Below are 17,167 nucleotides of genomic sequence, written 5' to 3'. Positions count from 1 at the left end.
CTCTTGAATCATGGAAAAATAGCAGCTTAAAAACTAACGAAGTATTGTTAGATAGTACTTTATCTTTTACTGTTTTTGAAAATAACATTTAACCCCAGTTGAAAAGAAAGACTATTTGCCTTGGTAACATCGCGGTATTCCAAAAGATTATCAGCAAGAATATAGAAATTTACTGGTCCAAAATGACTGGACAATCCCAATCCTATATTCTTGTACGAATACGAATCTATGGTGTACGTGGCTTTCATTTGCAATGCCTTGAAGAGTTTTCGCCTGTAATAGGTGGTAAAAGCGACTAGTGGAGTTCGTGGTGTAGACATAACAAATAATTGGGCGCCAACTGCACTTTTATAAATAGTTTCCGGATCATAATTAAGACAATTGCAATCTTCTGGTCTTTCTTCGTCAAACGAATACTGAACCGAAGTATTAAATTTTGCTGGTCGCCAAGTTGTATAATCCGCATATAAGGTGTCCAAAGGAATGGCATCATTGAATTCCTTGTATCCGTTTCCTGCTGAATTACCGGAACTGAAATTTGGAATCACACCTTCATACTTATAGGTTCCTTTGTATGTTAAACTCTCTACTTCTTTGCTGTGTTTAATAAAACCCACATCAATAACACTGGCCGTAAGCTGTATGTTTTTCTTTGGATAATAGGTAAAACCAGCATCAAATCCCAAACCTAAATTACCTCCTAAAAAAGCTCTTTTAGTAATGTCTTTCGCCACATTAGGCTCGTAATTCTCATCATCATATTGAGCAATTCCAGACGTATTGAGTTGTAATTGTGAATAAATTATCTGTTCATAGACTCCTGTAGTGGAAGGAATAGTGTAAATGTAGCCTGAGTTATTGGTAGAATTAGCATTGTAAATACTCGAATAAATTTTCCCTCGTACTCCTAAAATAAACTTTTCATTGATGTTTTTATGAAATCCAACATGAAATACCGTTAGCAATTCTGCTTTGACACTCAAATCACCTAAATTAAAAACTTTTCCCAGATAAGCACTATTTCCGTCTAAAGCTAAAATGGCAATGTCTTTAGGAACATAACTCAACATATCAAATTCCTGATACATCCCAAACGAAATATAAGAATCATTTTGTTCTCCTTTGATTTTAAAACCTCCGTTAAAAATTTCTATTTGTTCATTGATCGCTACTCTGTCTTTTCTAGAAGATGAGAATACTGCATTGCGTAATTTTACATTAAAATCGACTCCGTTATCCGCAAATAAATCATACGCCGAAAATCCGCTTGAGCCTACATTTGCAGAAATTCCAGACAATAAAGGAACTCCAAAATACCAATTATATTTGAAATCTGCTCCCGGATTAGTCATCAAAGACTGAGGAACTGAAGTGAAATTATATAAAATTTGTTTGTTTTGCGAAAAGCAATCTACAGCTAGAAATAAAATAAAAATTAAGATTACTTTTCTCATTCCAGCACTAAATAAGCGGTTGCACCTGAACGCAGTTTCAAACTCCCAGCACTATCCTCGTTCAATAGTGCACCAGGCGACATTGTCAGTGTAAAAGCAATTCTGGTAGTTCTTTTTAATAAATCAAGCTGGGCATTTTCAAAAGTTTCTGTCTTAGTCATTTTGTTTTCCAGACCGGTATAAGCCGGAACAGTAAAATTTATAGCGTGAACGCGTTGGTAATTTTTGTCCAAAAACACTAGATCCACTGAATATGCTCTACTAATGGTGTTTTCCATTTCAAATGAAAGTTCCACTTTTTTTAATCGCTGTCTAAAAAAATCATCATTAAACACATCCAATACGGGTGCATCATAGATCACGCTTTGCTCTACTCCATTGGTGACAAAATCTTTTGCCAGAATATCAAAATATGCTAAATTAGATACAAAAATAGGCTCTAACTTTAAAGTGTTCACCTGATCATAATCTAAATCACTCGCGCATGAAAAAGAGAACAACAACAATATTAGTATTCCTATAACTCTATTGAAAGCCAGTAGTCTCATGGTATGATACGTTAAAGAAAAAAATTTGATTCGTATACTTAACGCATCAATGATAAACTTATTATTGCCAAAATAAAAGAGTTCCACACGGTTTCCTTTCTTTTATTTCTAGTGAAACTCTCCAAACAACTTAGAAGCCTCATTATAAGTACTTTCAAAACTCATTGGACTCATATTCGTATATTCTTTTTGGGCAGTAAAATATGATAATAATTTCTCCGTGGGCATGTTCCCAGTCAGATCATCAGTAGCCATCGGACAACCTCCAAAACCCTGAATGGCACCATCAAAACGACGGCATCCTGCTTTATAAGCGGCATCAATTTTCTCAAACCATTTATCAGGTGTGGTATGGAGGTGTGCACCAAATTCTATTTCTGGATATTGTGGAATTAAATTTGAAAACAAATACGAGATTACATCAGGGGCAGAACTTCCTACTGTGTCCGAAAGCGACAGGATTTTGACTCCCATACTGGCCAATTTTTGAGTCCATTCACCAACAATTTCAACGTTCCATGGATCACCATAAGGATTTCCAAAACCCATTGATAAATACGCCACGACTTCTTTGTTGCTTTTAGCTGCAATTTCAAGAATTTCCTGTAAGGTAATTAACGATTCAGCTATGGTTTTGTGGGTATTCCGCATTTGGAAATTCTCAGAAATCGAAAATGGGAAGCCCAAATAGCGTATTTCAGGATGAACAGCCGCAAGAGTTGCTCCTTGTGTATTGGCAATAATAGCCAATAATTTGCTTTTGGTTTGAGATAAATCAAGTTGTGCCAGAACTTCTGCTGTATCCTGCATTTGCGGAATTGCTTTTGGTGAAACAAAGCTTCCAAAATCTATAGTATCAAAACCCACACGCAACAAAGACTGAATATAAGTCACTTTTCTTGACGTAGGAATAAAGGGCTTGATGCCTTGCATGGCATCCCGTGGACATTCTATAATTTTTATTGGTTCCATAGAAAGCCAAAGATAGAAAAACAATTAAGATTATTAAATTATGATTTTTAAAATTTCTAAATTTGACATTATTACCTATTTTGGTAATAAATTAAAATATTACGTAATTTGGTAATAACAAATATTATTACGTAATTTGGTAATAATTTGATTCTAATCTTTTGAAATTGAATTTGATTTTTTAATTACAGTTGAAATATGATAAGTATAATCACAGGAGACATTATTAATTCGAAACAACTACCTTCTGCAATATGGATTGACGGCTTGAAAGAGCTATTGAATACCAAAGGTAAAAATCCGAGTGAATGGGAAATTTATCGGGGTGACGAATTTCAAATAGAAATTACAAATCCTGAAGAAGCACTACTCACAGCTTTACAAATTAAGGCGTATCTAAAAACGCTGAAACTCGATGCGAGAATGAGTATTGGTTTTGGTGATAAAACCTATTCTGGAGCAACAATTTCCGAAAGTAACGGAACTGCATTCGTTCGATCGGGGGAACTTTTTGAAACTTTAAAAAAACTAAAAACGACCTTAGCCATTAATTCCGGCACTAGCGATTTAGATACTGAAATAAATTTAATGCTGCGTTTAGGATTGACCTTTATGGACAATTGGCTGGCGCAATCGGCTGAATTTATTGTGGTTTCTATGGCAAACAAAATGCTTTCTCAAGAAGAAATAGGCACAAAATTAGGTATCAATCAAGCCGCTGTAAGTCGGAGACGAAAACGAGCACAATTTGATTTGGTATTAGAATTAGACAATCATTTTCGGAAAAAAATTAAAAACCTCCGTGTATGATTATTTTTGTAAAACTACTATTGGCCCATTTACTTGGTGATTTTTTGTTGCAACTCACATCTTGGGTTTTAGATTAAGAAAACAGGAAACATAAAAGTATTTATCTTTATATCCACACGTTTATTCACTTTTTTCTGGCTTGGATTTTAATTGGTAAGACTAATTTTGTTTAGTTTGCGACTGTACTAGCGGTAACACATGGAGGAATTGATTTTATGACATTACACGTTCAAAAAGACAAAACAAAACGCAATTGGTTCCTAATTGACCAACTTTTACATCTTATCGTACTCATAGCAATTACACTATTTTACAATAACGACCGTATCGATTTTGCATCATTTGACAATCAATTTTGGATCTTTGCAACCGGAATACTTTTACTGACACAACCTACATCGATACTGATAAAAAATATCATTTCGATTTGGACTCCAGAAAACAAAAAAAACGATGATTCTCTAACCAATGCTGGAAATTACATCGGAATATTAGAACGCTTATTTGTCTTTTACTTTGTAATTAGTACCCATTTTGAAGCCATCGGTTTTCTATTGGCTGCAAAATCTATCTTCTGTTTTGGAGATTTAAAAGAAGCCAAGGACCGAAAACTTACTGAATATGTTCTTATCGGAACCTTATTAAGTTTTGGAATTGCTTTATTGACAGGGCTTTTAATACAATATGGGATATTAGAATTTTTCTAAAATTTTCATATTTATGGCTTTCACTAAAGCTGGTCCTTCATAAATAAAACCGGTATACAACTGAATTAAACTTGCACCAGCGTCTAATTTTTCTATTGCATCTTCGGCAGAATGAATTCCCCCTACTCCAATAATCGGGAAGGCTTTATTGCTTTTCTCAGCTAAAAAACGGATTACTTCAGTAGACCGTTTTGATAATGGTTTTCCTGACAAACCCCCTAATTCGGCTTTATTTTCGGATTGCAATCCTTCACGGGAAATTGTAGTATTAGTAGCAATAACGCCCGCGATTTTAGTTTCCTTTATAATAGCAATAATGTCAAGTAACTGCTCATCTGTCAAATCAGGAGCAATTTTCAGCAGAATTGGCTTTTGCTTTGGCTTTGCCAAATTCTTATTCTGCAACGTTTGCAACAGTTGCGCCAATGGCTCTTTGTCTTGCAAAGCACGGAGATTTGGCGTGTTTGGCGAACTCACATTCACTACAAAATAGTCCACATAATCATATAAAGCGTCAAAACATATTTCATAATCTGAAGTCGCTTCTTCGTTTGGTGTCAACTTATTTTTTCCAATGTTTCCACCTATCAAAATACCTTTATTTTTTTTTAATCGTTCCACCGCTTCTTGAACTCCACTGTTGTTGAAACCCATTCGGTTAATAATGGCGCTGTCTTCTTTCAAACGAAACAAGCGTTTTTTAGGGTTTCCTTCCTGCCCTTTTGGGGTAAGTGTTCCTATTTCGATAAAACCAAAACCAAAGCTGGACAATTCTTTATACAACTTGGCGTCTTTATCAAACCCAGCCGCAAGTCCTACGGGATTTTTAAATTTTAGTCCAAAAACTTCTGTTTCTAATCGGGGATCCTTGACTTCATAAAGCAATTTAAAAAGAGAAGAAAACCCTGGGATTTTAGACAAAAAGTGAATTAATGAAAAAGTAAAATAGTGCACTTTTTCAGGATCAAACCAAAAAAGTATGGGACGTAAAAGTAATTTGTACATGGGTGCGTTGTTATGGAGTACAAAAATAGAATTATCTAACCGATAAATAAATATTTAGAAAATAATTTATATAAATCATTTTGATTACTAAAAATATCCGGGAGTACAACGCGTATTAGAGTTACTGATCCGTAAAAATGGTGACTCGGCAGGAATTACAAATTGTAATGCTTTTAATTCATGATGCCCAACAGTAAAGCAATAGTAGTCCGAAAAAATCTAATTCCTATTTTTAGTGGTTTAATAAAAGACGGAATCACCAACTTTTATATAAAAATAGTACCTATATTGATAGAGGAAAATCACTGGGACTTTGGACAAAAAAAATGGAAAATGGAAACTTTTCCGCGATTGTTTTAACGCTGATATACCAATGGCAAAAATGTAATCGTTAATTATTTGCCTATACCGACACAAAAATAATAGTGCAGGCATTGTTATTTCAAAAGATTAAAATAAACAAAATTCACACCAACATTTACTTAAAAATGCTCCTTAAAAAATGATTATATTTGCATAAAACAAAGAAAAATGCAACATATCATAGACCGTTTTATCAGTTATGTAATTATTGATACCGAATCTGATTCAAACTCAGAAACTACTCCAAGTACCACAAAACAATGGACTTTAGCCCATAAACTGGTTGACGAATTAAAAGCTATAGGAATGCAAGACGTAACAATAGATGACAAATCATATATTATGGCTACTTTGCCCAGTAATGTGGCTCATGAAGTGCCAATCATAGGATTTATTTCTCATTTTGACACTTCTCCGGATTTTTGTGGAGCCAATGTAAAACCTCAAATTGTGCGCAATTATGATGGAAAAGATATTGTATTAAATGCAGATAAAAACATTGTATTATCCCCGAGTTATTTCAAAGATTTACTGCAGTATAAAGGACAAACACTAATCACTACAGATGGCACAACATTACTAGGAGCTGATGACAAAGCCGGAATTACAGAGATTGTTACCGCAATGGAGTTTCTGATCAATAACCCGGAAATCAAACACGGAAAAATACGAATTGGCTTCACACCAGACGAAGAAATTGGTCGTGGTGCCCACCATTTTGATGTAGATAAATTTGGAGCTGAATGGGCGTATACTATGGATGGTAGCCAGGTAGGCGAATTAGAGTATGAAAATTTTAATGCAGCTGGTGCCAAAATCACTTTCAAAGGCAAAAGCGTACATCCTGGTTATGCCAAAGGGAAAATGATCAACTCTATGCTGATTGCCAATGATTTTATCAATGAACTCCCCTCCGGAGAAACACCTGAAGAAACTAAAGGATACGAAGGTTTCTTTCACGTACATCACATAACAGGAAGCATCGAAGAAACCGTTTTAGAACTTATTATTCGGGATCATAACAAGAAAAAGTTCGAAAGGCGTAAAGAATTAATCGAGAAAATTGTTCGAAAAATCAATAAGAAATTTGCAAAACAATTTGGTGAAGACATAGTTATCACTGAGATTAAAGATCAATATTACAATATGAAAGAAAAGGTTCTGCCTGTAAAACACATTGTAGATATTGCTGAAAAAGCAATGAAAGAAATAGGAATCAAACCGCTTATTAAGCCTATTCGTGGTGGAACAGACGGTTCACAATTATCCTATAAAGGATTACCATGTCCTAATATATTTGCAGGAGGACACAACTTTCACGGAAAATACGAATACGTTCCTGCTGAAAGCATGCAAAAAGCAGTTGAAGTAATCGTGAAAATTGCTGAGCTAACAGCATTAGGAGATTCAATTATAAAATAAGCCTAATTTAGAATATTCAAAAATCAATACCTATTCTTGGGATAAAAATAATAATTGGTATGCCTAATTATAATTTCTCAAATTAATTATTGCCACAACAGAATTAGCAGCAGTATTTCAGAAATTCTATCCTTGCAAACAATACGAATTCTTAGCATATCTTGAAACAGCAAAACGAGACGAAATTAAACGTTCCGGTATTGAAAAAAGAATACGAATACTATCAGAAAATATTAGTCTTAATGACAAATATGGATGACATTAAGTCCCATTTCTAAGAACTCAGAGTGGGACTTTTTAATTTAAAAAACACTAAGAAAAGAACATTCACTACAAATCATTCAGAGTAAATCTCCCTAAAATCTTACTTATAGTCTTTCATCAACAATTGTCTCCTACCTCTATTTCTGGTATACTTGAAACTTCCAATTTAGAATATTGAAAAGCTTAACATTCGAAAATAAATTAAATCATTATATTTGCTAACAATTACTTAACCATTTATTAACATTGAGCCATTTTTTTTAAGTTTTTAATAAAATCAAAAACGACACTAATAATACACACTATGATACAAAAAAAAGAAAATCCTACAGTACCTACTTCCGTAAAACCTGAAATTGATAAACCCGTAAGGGCACCCAAAAACAAAGTTATCCAACCTTCTGAAGAAACTATAGTCCCACTTAATGAAGTAGTAATAACTGAAACAATAGAAGAAACCATAGAAATTTCAGTAGAAGACAAAGACGATACAACTGTGGAAGTTCTAAATAAAAAGGACGATACAAAAGATCTTAAAAAGAAGTTAAAAATAAAAGACAAAGACATGAAAGACAAAGACAAGAAAAAGGCTAAAAAAGCTGACGCAAAAGAGAAAGCAAAGCAAAAAGCGAAAGCGAAAGCAAAAAAGGCAAAAAAAGCAAAAAAGGATAAAGCAAAAAAAGCAAAAGTAAAAGCCAAGATAAAAGCCAAGAAAGCCAAAGCAAAATCTAAAAAAGCAAAGAAAGCAAAGAAAAGCAAAAAATAATCCGATTATTTTTTATCCAAAAAAGTCCCAATCCGAAACTGGATGGGACTTTTTTAATTTCTTAAACCAAAAATTATTTTTTGTTCAATACTGCACTCATTTCCATAGAAATAGCAGAACGCTCCATTTTTAATTTTCCTGACATCGTCTCTACAACAACCGTTGTATCCGCTAGTTCAGAAACTTTTCCGTGAAGACCACTTTTGGTGATGATTTTATCCCCTACTTTCAGTGTGCTTTCAAATTCTTTTTCGTTTTTTGCTCTTTTTTGTTGTGGTCTGATCATAAAGAAATAGATCACCACAAACATTAGCAGATAAGGAGAATACTTCAAAAATTCTTGCATAATACTTTTATTTTTTAATTATTACATTAAACCACGACCGGCTTTAATAATTCTTTTGCTGGTCTGAAGCTCTTTTACTAAATTGTCTAAAATTCCGTTGATAAAAATACTACTTTTTGGAGTAGAATATTCTTTGGCAACCTCTAAATATTCGTTAAGAGTTACTTTTACGGGAATAGACGGGAATTTCAAGAACTCACAAATTGCCATTTTTAGAATGATAGTATCTATTTCGGCAATCCTATCACTGTCCCAGTTGGGCGTTTTATCCACGTATTCCTTGGCTAATTCCGTTTCATTCAAGACTGTTTTTCGGAACAAGTCTTTCACGAAATCCTTATCTTCATTGTCTTTATATAACTTTGGCACTCTGAAATTATCATCTTCACCAGATTTGATTACCTTCAATTGCTTGATAATATGTGTGTTTACTAACGGAATATCATCCACCCAAGTCAATTTGTCATCTTCCAGATACTCATACAATTTCTCGTTAGGCACAATTACATCCATGAATAAATCAACAATAAACTGTCGATCTTCCTCAAAGGTGCTCACCGCATTATTCATGTATTGTGCATACAACGTGCTGGCTTTAATATCATTCAAAAGCAATAAAATATAATCGTCGTTTAACGTCCAATTATTGATTTTACGGTTTTCCAGCGCGATACTTAATGAATTATTTTCGGAAAGAATTTGAAAAATTCTATTTTTGATGAATTTTTCGTTTGGTTTACGTTCCTCAGGAGTTGCAAGATGTTTCAAACTGGATTTATGCAAAAAAATAGTTTCTGTTTTGCAAATTTCAATCAGCGAAGAAAGCATTATAAGATATAAATCTTGAATATTGTCGATACTGTAAAAAAGGAATTTTTCTTCTTTTTCCAGATTATCTGAACCGCTTTGATGCATCGCATAAATGGATTGCATAACCTTGACGCGAATGTGTCTTCTATTTACCACCTTGTAAGAACTTTTATTAATTAGGGTGCAAAAATAAGTATTTCATTTTTTAAAATAAAATATATAATCGGTTATTTTATTGCATTCAATCAACAGTATTCAGTGAATGGTACAAAAATGTTCGCTGAATACTGAAAACTGAGCCTTGAAAACTACTTTTTATTGTTTTCTATTTTTCTTTGATAGATGCGATTTTGAGCAATCGTCAAAGCCGCATGATGCGTTGTCATGTTGTTTGCAAGGGCAAAATCAAATATTTCTAAGGTTGTGTTGTAAATATTTTCTGTTTTACGCATGATCTCCGCTTTGTCATAATGTGCTAATTCAGCATACACATTGATAATTCCTCCGGCATTAATCAAAAAATCAGGCGCATATAAAATGCCTCTTTCTTGCAGAATTGCTCCGTGAACATTCTCATCCGCTAATTGATTATTAGCAGCTCCAGCAATAACTTTGGCTTTAATTTTATAAACAGTATTGTCATTTAAAGTTGCTCCCATGGCACAAGGCGCGTAAATATCAACATCAGCACTGTACAAATCGTCTCCTCTGAAAATTGCTGCATGGTACTTCGCTCCTACTTCATTCAGTTTTTCTTCATTGATATCAGCAATGGTGACAATAGCTCCTTCTTTAGTCAAGTAATCAACTAATGTTTCGCCAACGTGACCAATTCCTTGTACCAATACTTTCTTACCACTCAAAACATCCGACCCAAATTGTTGTTTTGCAGCCGCTTTCATGCCTAAATATACTCCGTAAGCCGTAACAGGTGATGGGTTTCCGGAACCACCTCTTGATTCAGAAATTCCAGTAACATACGGCGTTACATCTCTTACGGTATCCATATCTTTAGTTTCCATTCCCACATCTTCAGCAGTAATATATCGTCCGCTTAAAGAATGTACGAATTCACCAAATTTACGCATCAACTCCGGGGTTTTTTGTGTTTTGGCATCGCCAATAATCACCGCTTTACCGCCACCAATATTCAATCCTGTAATTGCTGCTTTAAAAGTCATTCCGCGTGAAAGTCGCAGTACGTCGTTTAGGGCTTCCCATTCATTCGCGTAATTATACATCCGCGTACCACCCAAAGCAGGACCCATAACCGAATTATGAATACCAATAATTGCTTTTAAACCTGTATCTTTGTCGTTGCAAAATACAATTTGTTCATGATCATCAAATGATAATTGACCAAAAACGGGATCCATTTTTTGAAGTTCCTTTACAGTAGTGAAAGCTGCATTCATAGTGTGAAATTTTTATAATGATAAAATTATGAATTTGTCAAAAAGACGATCCAAAATTACACAAAAAATAAATATGCGGTAACATCTTATATAAAAATTGTTTATTCAGCAATTTACACAATCGAAAAATTATTATTAAAATTACTAAAAGAAAAATTTTATACCATCAATAAAACTATTTCAACATAGAATATCATAAAAATGAAAGAATTACGTTATTTAAATAAATATTTCGTCAAATACAAATACAGTTTTTTACTGGGGATTGTTTTTACCATTATTGCACAGATCTTTATGCTTTTTACACCCAAGCTGATCAGCAAGTCTTTTAAGGTAATTGAGGCTTTCGCCAAAGATAAAACCGTAGCCAAATCAGTCATTCACGAGGAATTAGTTGCGAATATTTTACTAATTATTGCCACAACAATCATTGCTGGTTTTCTTACTTTTTTGATGAGACAAACCCTAATCGTGATGTCGCGCCACATCGAATTTGATCTAAAAAACGAAGTGTTTCGGCAATATGAGAATTTATCTCAAAATTTTTACAAACAAAATCGTACCGGCGATTTGATGAACCGAATCAGCGAAGATGTATCCAAGGTCAGAATGTATGTAGGTCCTGCGGTGATGTATACTATAAATACCGTAATTCGTTTTGCTATTGTAATTGTGTATATGTATAACGTATCGCCAAGATTGACTCTGTATACCTTGCTGCCTTTGCCGCTATTGTCCTATGCCATTTTTAAACTTAGTTCCGAAATCAACGTAAGAAGCACTATTTTTCAACAATATTTATCTAAAGTTTCTAGTTTTTCACAGGAGATATTTTCAGGAATCCGAGTGATCAAAGCATATTCATTAGAAGATCAACACCAAAAAAACATGGTGAATTTAGCCCATGAGAGCAAAAGCAAAAGCTTGAATTTAGCCAAAGTACAATCTTTATTTGGACCATTAATGCTTGCCCTTATAGGAATCAGTAACTTAGTGGTCATCTATTTTGGTGGTCTGATGTACATTGATGGAACGATCAAAAGCATTGGAACCATCGCTGAATTCATCCTATATGTCAACATGCTGACCTGGCCCGTGGCTTCACTAGGTTGGGTTTCGTCAATGGTTCAGGAGGCCGAAGCCTCTCAAAAAAGGTTAAATGAATTTTTGAAAATTGAACCCGAGATAAAAAACAAAAACGAAAACAAATCCATAATTGAAGGTTCTATTTCTTTTGAAAACGTAAGTTATACCTACGAGGACACTAACATCAAAGCGTTACAAAATATTTCGTTCACAGTAAAAAAAGGAGAAACCTTAGCCATTTTAGGAAAAACAGGTTCCGGAAAATCGACTATTTTATCGTTGATTTCCAGAATGTATGATGTTACAGCCGGGAAAATAAATATTGACGGAAATGAAATAAGCACCATTAATCTGTTTGATTTACGCAACAGCATTGGTATTGTGCCACAAGATGCCTTTTTGTTTTCGGACAGTATCAAGAATAATATTATGTTTGGGAAAGAAAATGCTTCAGAAGAGGAAGTGAAATCTGCTGCCAAAAGTGCTGTGGTACATGACAACATTATGGGCTTCAAAAAACAATACGAAACGGTTCTGGGCGAAAGAGGAATTACACTTTCCGGAGGTCAAAAACAAAGAGTTTCCATTGCCAGAGCAATTATTAAGAATCCCCCTATTTTACTTTTGGACGATTGCTTGTCAGCAGTGGATACTGAGACCGAAGAAGCGATATTAAACAATTTGCAAGAAATCTGCAAGGACAAAACAACTATTATAGTGAGTCACCGCGTATCATCAGCTAAAAATGCCGATCGAATTATCATTATCGAAAAAGGACAAATTATCCAACAAGGCTCTCATAATCAATTGATAAATCAAGAAGGGTATTATGCTGCTTTGTATTTGAAACAACTTTCAGAAAAAGAAATGCTATAATTGTTGTATAATACATATTTTTTATAGATTTTTGGATACTAGTTAACAACCATAAATTGACAGAAAGGATTATGAGAGAACATGACATGTTAGAAAAAGAAGAGATATTTTCTAAAGTTTTAAGAGCTGGAAGAAGAACGTATTTCTTTGATGTGAGAGCGACAAAAGCAGATGATTATTACATTACCATTACTGAGAGCAAGAAATTTACGGAAGAAGATGGATCTTTCCATTTCAAAAAACATAAAATCTATTTATACAAAGAAGATTTTGCTGCTTTTGCAGAAATTCTTGGCGAAATGACTTCTTATGTTTTGAACCACAAAGGCGACGAAGTAATATCAGAAAGACACCAAAAAGATTTCAAAAAAGAATATGCCTCTGAGAAATCAGAAGATGAAATCATACCGCAAACATCAACTTTTACCGATATAGAATTTGATGATATTTAATATTTAGTTCCTTACTTACCAATAAAAAAGTCCAAAAATCATCTGATTTTTAGACTTTTTTGCTATAGAAAATTAATTTACAGTTGATTACAAGAATTCCTTTCACAAATTAGCCAATTCGCAATCCGTTTTGAATTTTGAAATCCGGCGCCAGTAAAATCACGTCCCCTTCCTGACCAACTGCTCCTAAAATTAAACATTCACTACTAAATTTTCCAATTTGTTTTTTAGGAAAATTGACTACGGCAACAATCTGTCGGTCTAGCAAATCCTCTTTCCGGTACCGTTTCGTTATTTGTGCGGATGTTTTTCGGATTCCAATTTCGGAACCAAAATCTATTGTGAGCTGATACGCTGGTTTTCTCGCTTCGGGGAAATCATTCACTGCCAGAATTGTTCCTATACGCATCTCTACTTTTTCGAATTCAGTCCAGGATAATTCCATAAAATCTTAGTTTTAGTTTTGAGTTATAAATATACTATTTTAACTATTTATACAACGCCAATCCGCAAGGAAAAACCAGCTCTTCATCGACAAACTCAAATACAGCAATAGTGATAGAAATATCCGTGACATATTCCTTACCAATAAAAACCTAAAATACGAGTCCTTCACACAAAGGAATAATATGGCCTTTTTTTACTTTTTCATGTATAAGTTAATTATATTCGTAGTTTTGTGCCTCAATAAAACAGTAACTATACATTGAATCAATCCTACGCAATGATCACCATACAAGAAGCAAAAACAAAAAGCGAATTAACTGATTTTATCAAATTCCCTTTTTCTTTATACAAAAACAATAAAAACTGGGTTCCGCCATTAATTGCTGAAGAACTGGAAGGATTTGATAAAACAAAAAATCCCGCTTTTGAAACTGCCGAAGCCTATTTTTATGTTGCTAAAAGAAATACCAAAATAGTAGGCAGAATTACGGCAATTATCAATTGGAGTGAGGTAAATGATCAGCAAAAAAAGAAAGTGCGTTTTGGCTGGTTTGACGTCATTGATGACATCGAGGTAACTAAAGCCCTTTTAGAAAAAGTATATGAATTAGGACGGAAAAACAATTTAGAACATGTTGAAGGCCCGATGGGATTTTCAAATCTAGACAAAGTAGGTATTCTGACCGAAGGTTTTGACCAAATAGGAACCATGATTACTTGGTACAACCATGAATATTATGCACGTCATTTTGAGCAATTGGGCTATGTAAAAGAGAAAGAATATATTGAGAGTAAATTTCCTTTTGAAAACGTAAAACTACAATTTTTTGAAAAAGCAAATGATTTAGTCAAAAAAAGATACCAGTTAAGTCCGCTTAATTTCAAAACAACTAAAGAGGTCATGCCTCATGTGGATAAAATGTTTGATTTATTTAATAAATCCTACGCTTCCCTATCGTCATTTGTGGCTATTTCCGACACTCAAAAAGAGTATTTCAAGAAAAAATACATCAGCTTTATCAATCCTGAATTTATAAAATTTGTAGAAGACAAAGATCATAACATCGTGGCCTTTAGCATTGTGATGCCTTCTTTTGCAAAGGCAGTACAAAAATCCAAAGGGAAATTATTCCCGTTTGGATTTCTACATTTACTATTGGCAAAAAAATACAGCAAAGATGTCATTTTCTATCTGATAGGCGTATTGCCGGAATATCAAAACAAAGCCGTTACCGCAATTATTTTTAAAGAATACTATGAAACTTTCCAAAAAAAAGGGATTGTTAATTGTTTTAGAACCCCTGAATTAGCTGATAATGCTCCCAGTCTAAACTTGTGGAAACATTTTAATCCATTAATTCACAAACGAAGATGCACGTATCGGTTAGAATTGTAGTATTTGACAAGTATTGAATTAAAAAAATTCATCAGTTTTGCTGATGAATTTTTAGTTTTAAATGCCTGCATGCTAAATTCTTAAAAGGAAATTATAAATCAAAGGATACAATTTACTTTTGACAACACCACACTTACATTAAATTTTAATTGCTTTCTATCTTTAAACGTTACTTTCCCTTTATTATCAACCACATCACCATAACCTTCCACATAAGTATTCCCTTTTTTTAAGAAAACAACTTGCCGCACAGTCACAAGCCCTTCGGACATGAAGGTATACGCTGCATAAAGCGTATCTCCTTTTATTTCTCCTACTAATGTCCCATTATTTTTATCTTTTTCATAGAAATTATACCTTAATTTTCCTGAAACATATTGCTCATTTTCTATTTTCAAAATCATAGAAATGGTATCATTCTTTATAACGCCGGTGTAACATTCTTCCAGAATAGACTCTTTAACATCCTTTTCTATAGAAACATTTGGACTTGCGGCTTCTTCCAGCTGTTTACTTTTATGACATGAAATTAAAAAACTAAAAAAAATAACACCCAATACAATCCCTTTTTTCATACCCTTTGTTTTTTGTTGTATAAAGATATCACTTCTTTTTAAGTATAAAAAAAAATCCATCCTGCTAAAGAAAGCAGGATGGATTAGAATAACTTATTTTATAAGACTAAGCGTCTAAATCAACTTTTGTTTTACTTGCAATCTCTTTATAGGTTCCATTTTCTAATTTTTCACGAATGGCTTCAAAAGCAACTAGTGTTTCCTCAATATCTGATAATTCATGTGAGGTTGTAGGTATCATTCTCAATAAGATAATTCCTTTTGGAATAACAGGATAAATTACAATCGAAAGGAAAATTCCGTAATTCTCTCTCAAATCGTTCACCATAACCATAGCTTCCGGAACACTGCCTTCTAAATAAACAGGAGTAACACATGTGTTTGTGTCTCCAATATTAAAGTTTCTGGTTCGTAATCCGTTTTGTAATGCATTAACATTCTCCCAAAGTTTGTCTTTCAATTCTGGGTGATTACGCAACAATTCCAATCGTTTCAAAGAACCAATTGTTTGAATCATTGGCAAGGACTTAGCGAACATTTGAGAACGCATGTTGTATTTAAGATAATCGATAATGTCTTTATCCGCAGCTACAAAAGCACCAATATTAGCCATTGATTTAGCAAAAGTGGAAAAATAAACATCAATATCATCCTGAACTCCTTGCTCTTCACCTGCTCCGGCACCTGTTTTTCCAAGTGTTCCAAATCCATGTGCATCATCAACAAGCAAACGGAAATTATATTTTTGTTTCATGTCCACAATCTCTCTCAATTTTCCTTGCTGTCCACGCATTCCAAAAACGCCTTCCGTTATAAAAAGGATTCCTCCTCCAGTTACTTTAGCTAATTTTGTGGCGCGTTGCAGGTTTTTTTCCATACTTGCAAGATCGTTATGACGGTATGTAAAACGTTTTCCCATGTGCAAACGAACACCATCAATAATACAAGCATGTGCATCAACATCATACACAATTACATCATTTTTAGTTACTAATGCATCAATTGTAGACATAATTCCTTGGTAGCCAAAATTCAATAAATATGCTGACTCTTTGCTTACAAAAGCAGCTAATTCATTTTCTAATTGCTCATGATATTTGGTATGTCCACTCATCATTCGGGCTCCCATAGGGTAAGCTGCTCCATATTGTGCAGCCGCATCAGCATCTGCCTTCCGTACTTCCGGGTGATTAGCAAGACCCAAGTAGTCATTTAAACTCCAATTCAAAATATCTTTCCCATCAAACTGCATTCTTGGACCTAACTCACCTTCTAATTTAGGAAAAACAAAATAACCTTCCGCTTGTGAAGCCCATTTTCCTAATGGTCCTTTATTGTTTTGAATCCTTTCGAATAAATCTTTTACCATAATATATTAAGTAATAATTTTAATTTTTAAGAAGTTGCAAAAATAATTATTTATATTTTATAAAGGACTTGAAAACAAATTTAT

Annotated in this window: 17 protein-coding genes and 1 pseudogene; 8 read left to right on the top strand and 10 right to left on the bottom strand. The window is 33.8% G+C overall.

The window, feature by feature from the left end; all coding sequences use genetic code 11:
* Positions 1 to 59 precede the first annotated feature (59 nt).
* From EKM03_RS12505 to EKM03_RS12495, 3 genes are all read right to left on the bottom strand, one after another.
* Positions 60 to 1,454 (bottom strand): DUF5723 family protein, encoded by a 1,395-nt coding sequence (locus EKM03_RS12505; protein WP_126740514.1) that lies wholly within the window; start codon positions 1,452 to 1,454, stop codon positions 60 to 62.
* Positions 1,451 to 2,002 (bottom strand): hypothetical protein, encoded by a 552-nt coding sequence (locus EKM03_RS12500; protein ID WP_126740513.1) that lies wholly within the window; start codon positions 2,000 to 2,002, stop codon positions 1,451 to 1,453. The genes EKM03_RS12505 and EKM03_RS12500 overlap by 4 nt, the downstream gene beginning before the upstream one ends.
* A gap of 108 nt (positions 2,003 to 2,110) precedes the next feature.
* Positions 2,111 to 2,974 (bottom strand): hydroxymethylglutaryl-CoA lyase, encoded by an 864-nt coding sequence (locus EKM03_RS12495; RefSeq protein WP_126561942.1) that lies wholly within the window; start codon positions 2,972 to 2,974, stop codon positions 2,111 to 2,113.
* A gap of 198 nt (positions 2,975 to 3,172) precedes the next feature.
* Between EKM03_RS12495 and EKM03_RS12490 the strand changes: the two genes are divergently transcribed.
* A complete protein-coding gene (locus EKM03_RS12490; protein WP_126460249.1) occupies positions 3,173 to 3,784 on the top strand; it encodes a hypothetical protein in 612 nt (203 codons plus the stop codon).
* A pseudogene (locus EKM03_RS12485) lies at positions 3,781 to 4,491 on the top strand (DUF3307 domain-containing protein). Before EKM03_RS12490 ends, EKM03_RS12485 begins: the two are co-directional and overlap by 4 nt.
* Here the strand turns inward: EKM03_RS12485 and EKM03_RS12480 are convergent.
* On the bottom strand, positions 4,477 to 5,496 hold the full coding sequence (locus tag EKM03_RS12480; RefSeq protein WP_126460246.1) for a quinone-dependent dihydroorotate dehydrogenase: 1,020 nt from the start codon (positions 5,494 to 5,496) through the stop codon (positions 4,477 to 4,479). The pseudogene EKM03_RS12485 and the gene EKM03_RS12480 sit on opposite strands and share 15 nt — an antisense overlap.
* A gap of 531 nt (positions 5,497 to 6,027) precedes the next feature.
* On the opposite strand from EKM03_RS12480, the gene pepT reads away from it, so the two are divergent.
* The 3 genes from pepT to EKM03_RS15110 all read left to right on the top strand — a co-directional run bounded on the left by pepT (position 6,028) and on the right by EKM03_RS15110 (position 8,311).
* Entirely contained in the window at positions 6,028 to 7,281 is a 1,254-nt protein-coding gene (pepT, locus tag EKM03_RS12475; RefSeq protein ID WP_126460243.1) for a peptidase T, read from the top strand.
* An 85-nt stretch (positions 7,282 to 7,366) separates the two neighbouring features.
* Entirely contained in the window at positions 7,367 to 7,540 is a 174-nt protein-coding gene (locus EKM03_RS15510) for a YdeI/OmpD-associated family protein (RefSeq protein ID WP_126460868.1), read from the top strand.
* A gap of 309 nt (positions 7,541 to 7,849) precedes the next feature.
* On the top strand, positions 7,850 to 8,311 hold the full coding sequence (locus tag EKM03_RS15110; protein WP_199739575.1) for a hypothetical protein: 462 nt from the start codon (positions 7,850 to 7,852) through the stop codon (positions 8,309 to 8,311).
* Between the two features lie 73 nt (positions 8,312 to 8,384).
* Here EKM03_RS15110 and yajC read toward each other — a convergent pair whose 3' ends face one another.
* From yajC to EKM03_RS12450, 3 genes are all read right to left on the bottom strand, one after another.
* Entirely contained in the window at positions 8,385 to 8,657 is a 273-nt protein-coding gene (gene yajC / locus EKM03_RS12460; RefSeq protein WP_126740512.1) for a preprotein translocase subunit YajC, read from the bottom strand.
* Between the two features lie 21 nt (positions 8,658 to 8,678).
* Positions 8,679 to 9,590, bottom strand: coding sequence for a transcription antitermination factor NusB (nusB, locus tag EKM03_RS12455; protein ID WP_126740517.1), 912 nt, complete (start codon positions 9,588 to 9,590; stop codon positions 8,679 to 8,681).
* A gap of 185 nt (positions 9,591 to 9,775) precedes the next feature.
* Complete coding sequence (locus tag EKM03_RS12450; RefSeq protein ID WP_126460240.1) at positions 9,776 to 10,882, bottom strand: Glu/Leu/Phe/Val dehydrogenase; 1,107 nt, start codon at positions 10,880 to 10,882, stop codon at positions 9,776 to 9,778.
* A gap of 201 nt (positions 10,883 to 11,083) precedes the next feature.
* Between EKM03_RS12450 and EKM03_RS12445 the strand changes: the two genes are divergently transcribed.
* A complete protein-coding gene (locus tag EKM03_RS12445; RefSeq protein ID WP_126740511.1) occupies positions 11,084 to 12,844 on the top strand; it encodes an ABC transporter ATP-binding protein in 1,761 nt (586 codons plus the stop codon).
* 71 nt (positions 12,845 to 12,915) lie between these two features.
* On the top strand, positions 12,916 to 13,296 hold the full coding sequence (locus EKM03_RS12440; RefSeq protein ID WP_126460233.1) for a PUR family DNA/RNA-binding protein: 381 nt from the start codon (positions 12,916 to 12,918) through the stop codon (positions 13,294 to 13,296).
* 109 nt (positions 13,297 to 13,405) lie between these two features.
* Here EKM03_RS12440 and EKM03_RS12435 read toward each other — a convergent pair whose 3' ends face one another.
* Entirely contained in the window at positions 13,406 to 13,741 is a 336-nt protein-coding gene (locus EKM03_RS12435; RefSeq protein ID WP_126460231.1) for a tRNA-binding protein, read from the bottom strand.
* Positions 13,742 to 14,020: 279 nt separating this feature from the next.
* Here EKM03_RS12435 and EKM03_RS12430 point away from each other — a divergent pair, with 279 nt between their 5' ends.
* A complete protein-coding gene (locus EKM03_RS12430; protein WP_126740509.1) occupies positions 14,021 to 15,139 on the top strand; it encodes a GTP cyclohydrolase in 1,119 nt (372 codons plus the stop codon).
* A 98-nt stretch (positions 15,140 to 15,237) separates the two neighbouring features.
* Here EKM03_RS12430 and EKM03_RS12425 read toward each other — a convergent pair whose 3' ends face one another.
* Together EKM03_RS12425 and EKM03_RS12420 are read right to left on the bottom strand one after the other, a co-directional pair.
* A complete protein-coding gene (locus EKM03_RS12425; protein WP_126561947.1) occupies positions 15,238 to 15,714 on the bottom strand; it encodes a hypothetical protein in 477 nt (158 codons plus the stop codon).
* 106 nt (positions 15,715 to 15,820) lie between these two features.
* Complete coding sequence (locus EKM03_RS12420) at positions 15,821 to 17,083, bottom strand: pyridoxal phosphate-dependent aminotransferase family protein (protein ID WP_126740508.1); 1,263 nt, start codon at positions 17,081 to 17,083, stop codon at positions 15,821 to 15,823.
* Between the last annotated feature and the right edge of the window lie 84 nt (positions 17,084 to 17,167).

Origin of the sequence: Flavobacterium sp. GSP6 (assembly GCF_003984855.1) — a bacterium.
In the GTDB taxonomy this organism is placed as follows: Bacteria; Bacteroidota; Bacteroidia; order Flavobacteriales; family Flavobacteriaceae; genus Flavobacterium.
This window is presented reverse-complemented; position numbering and strand designations above follow the sequence as displayed.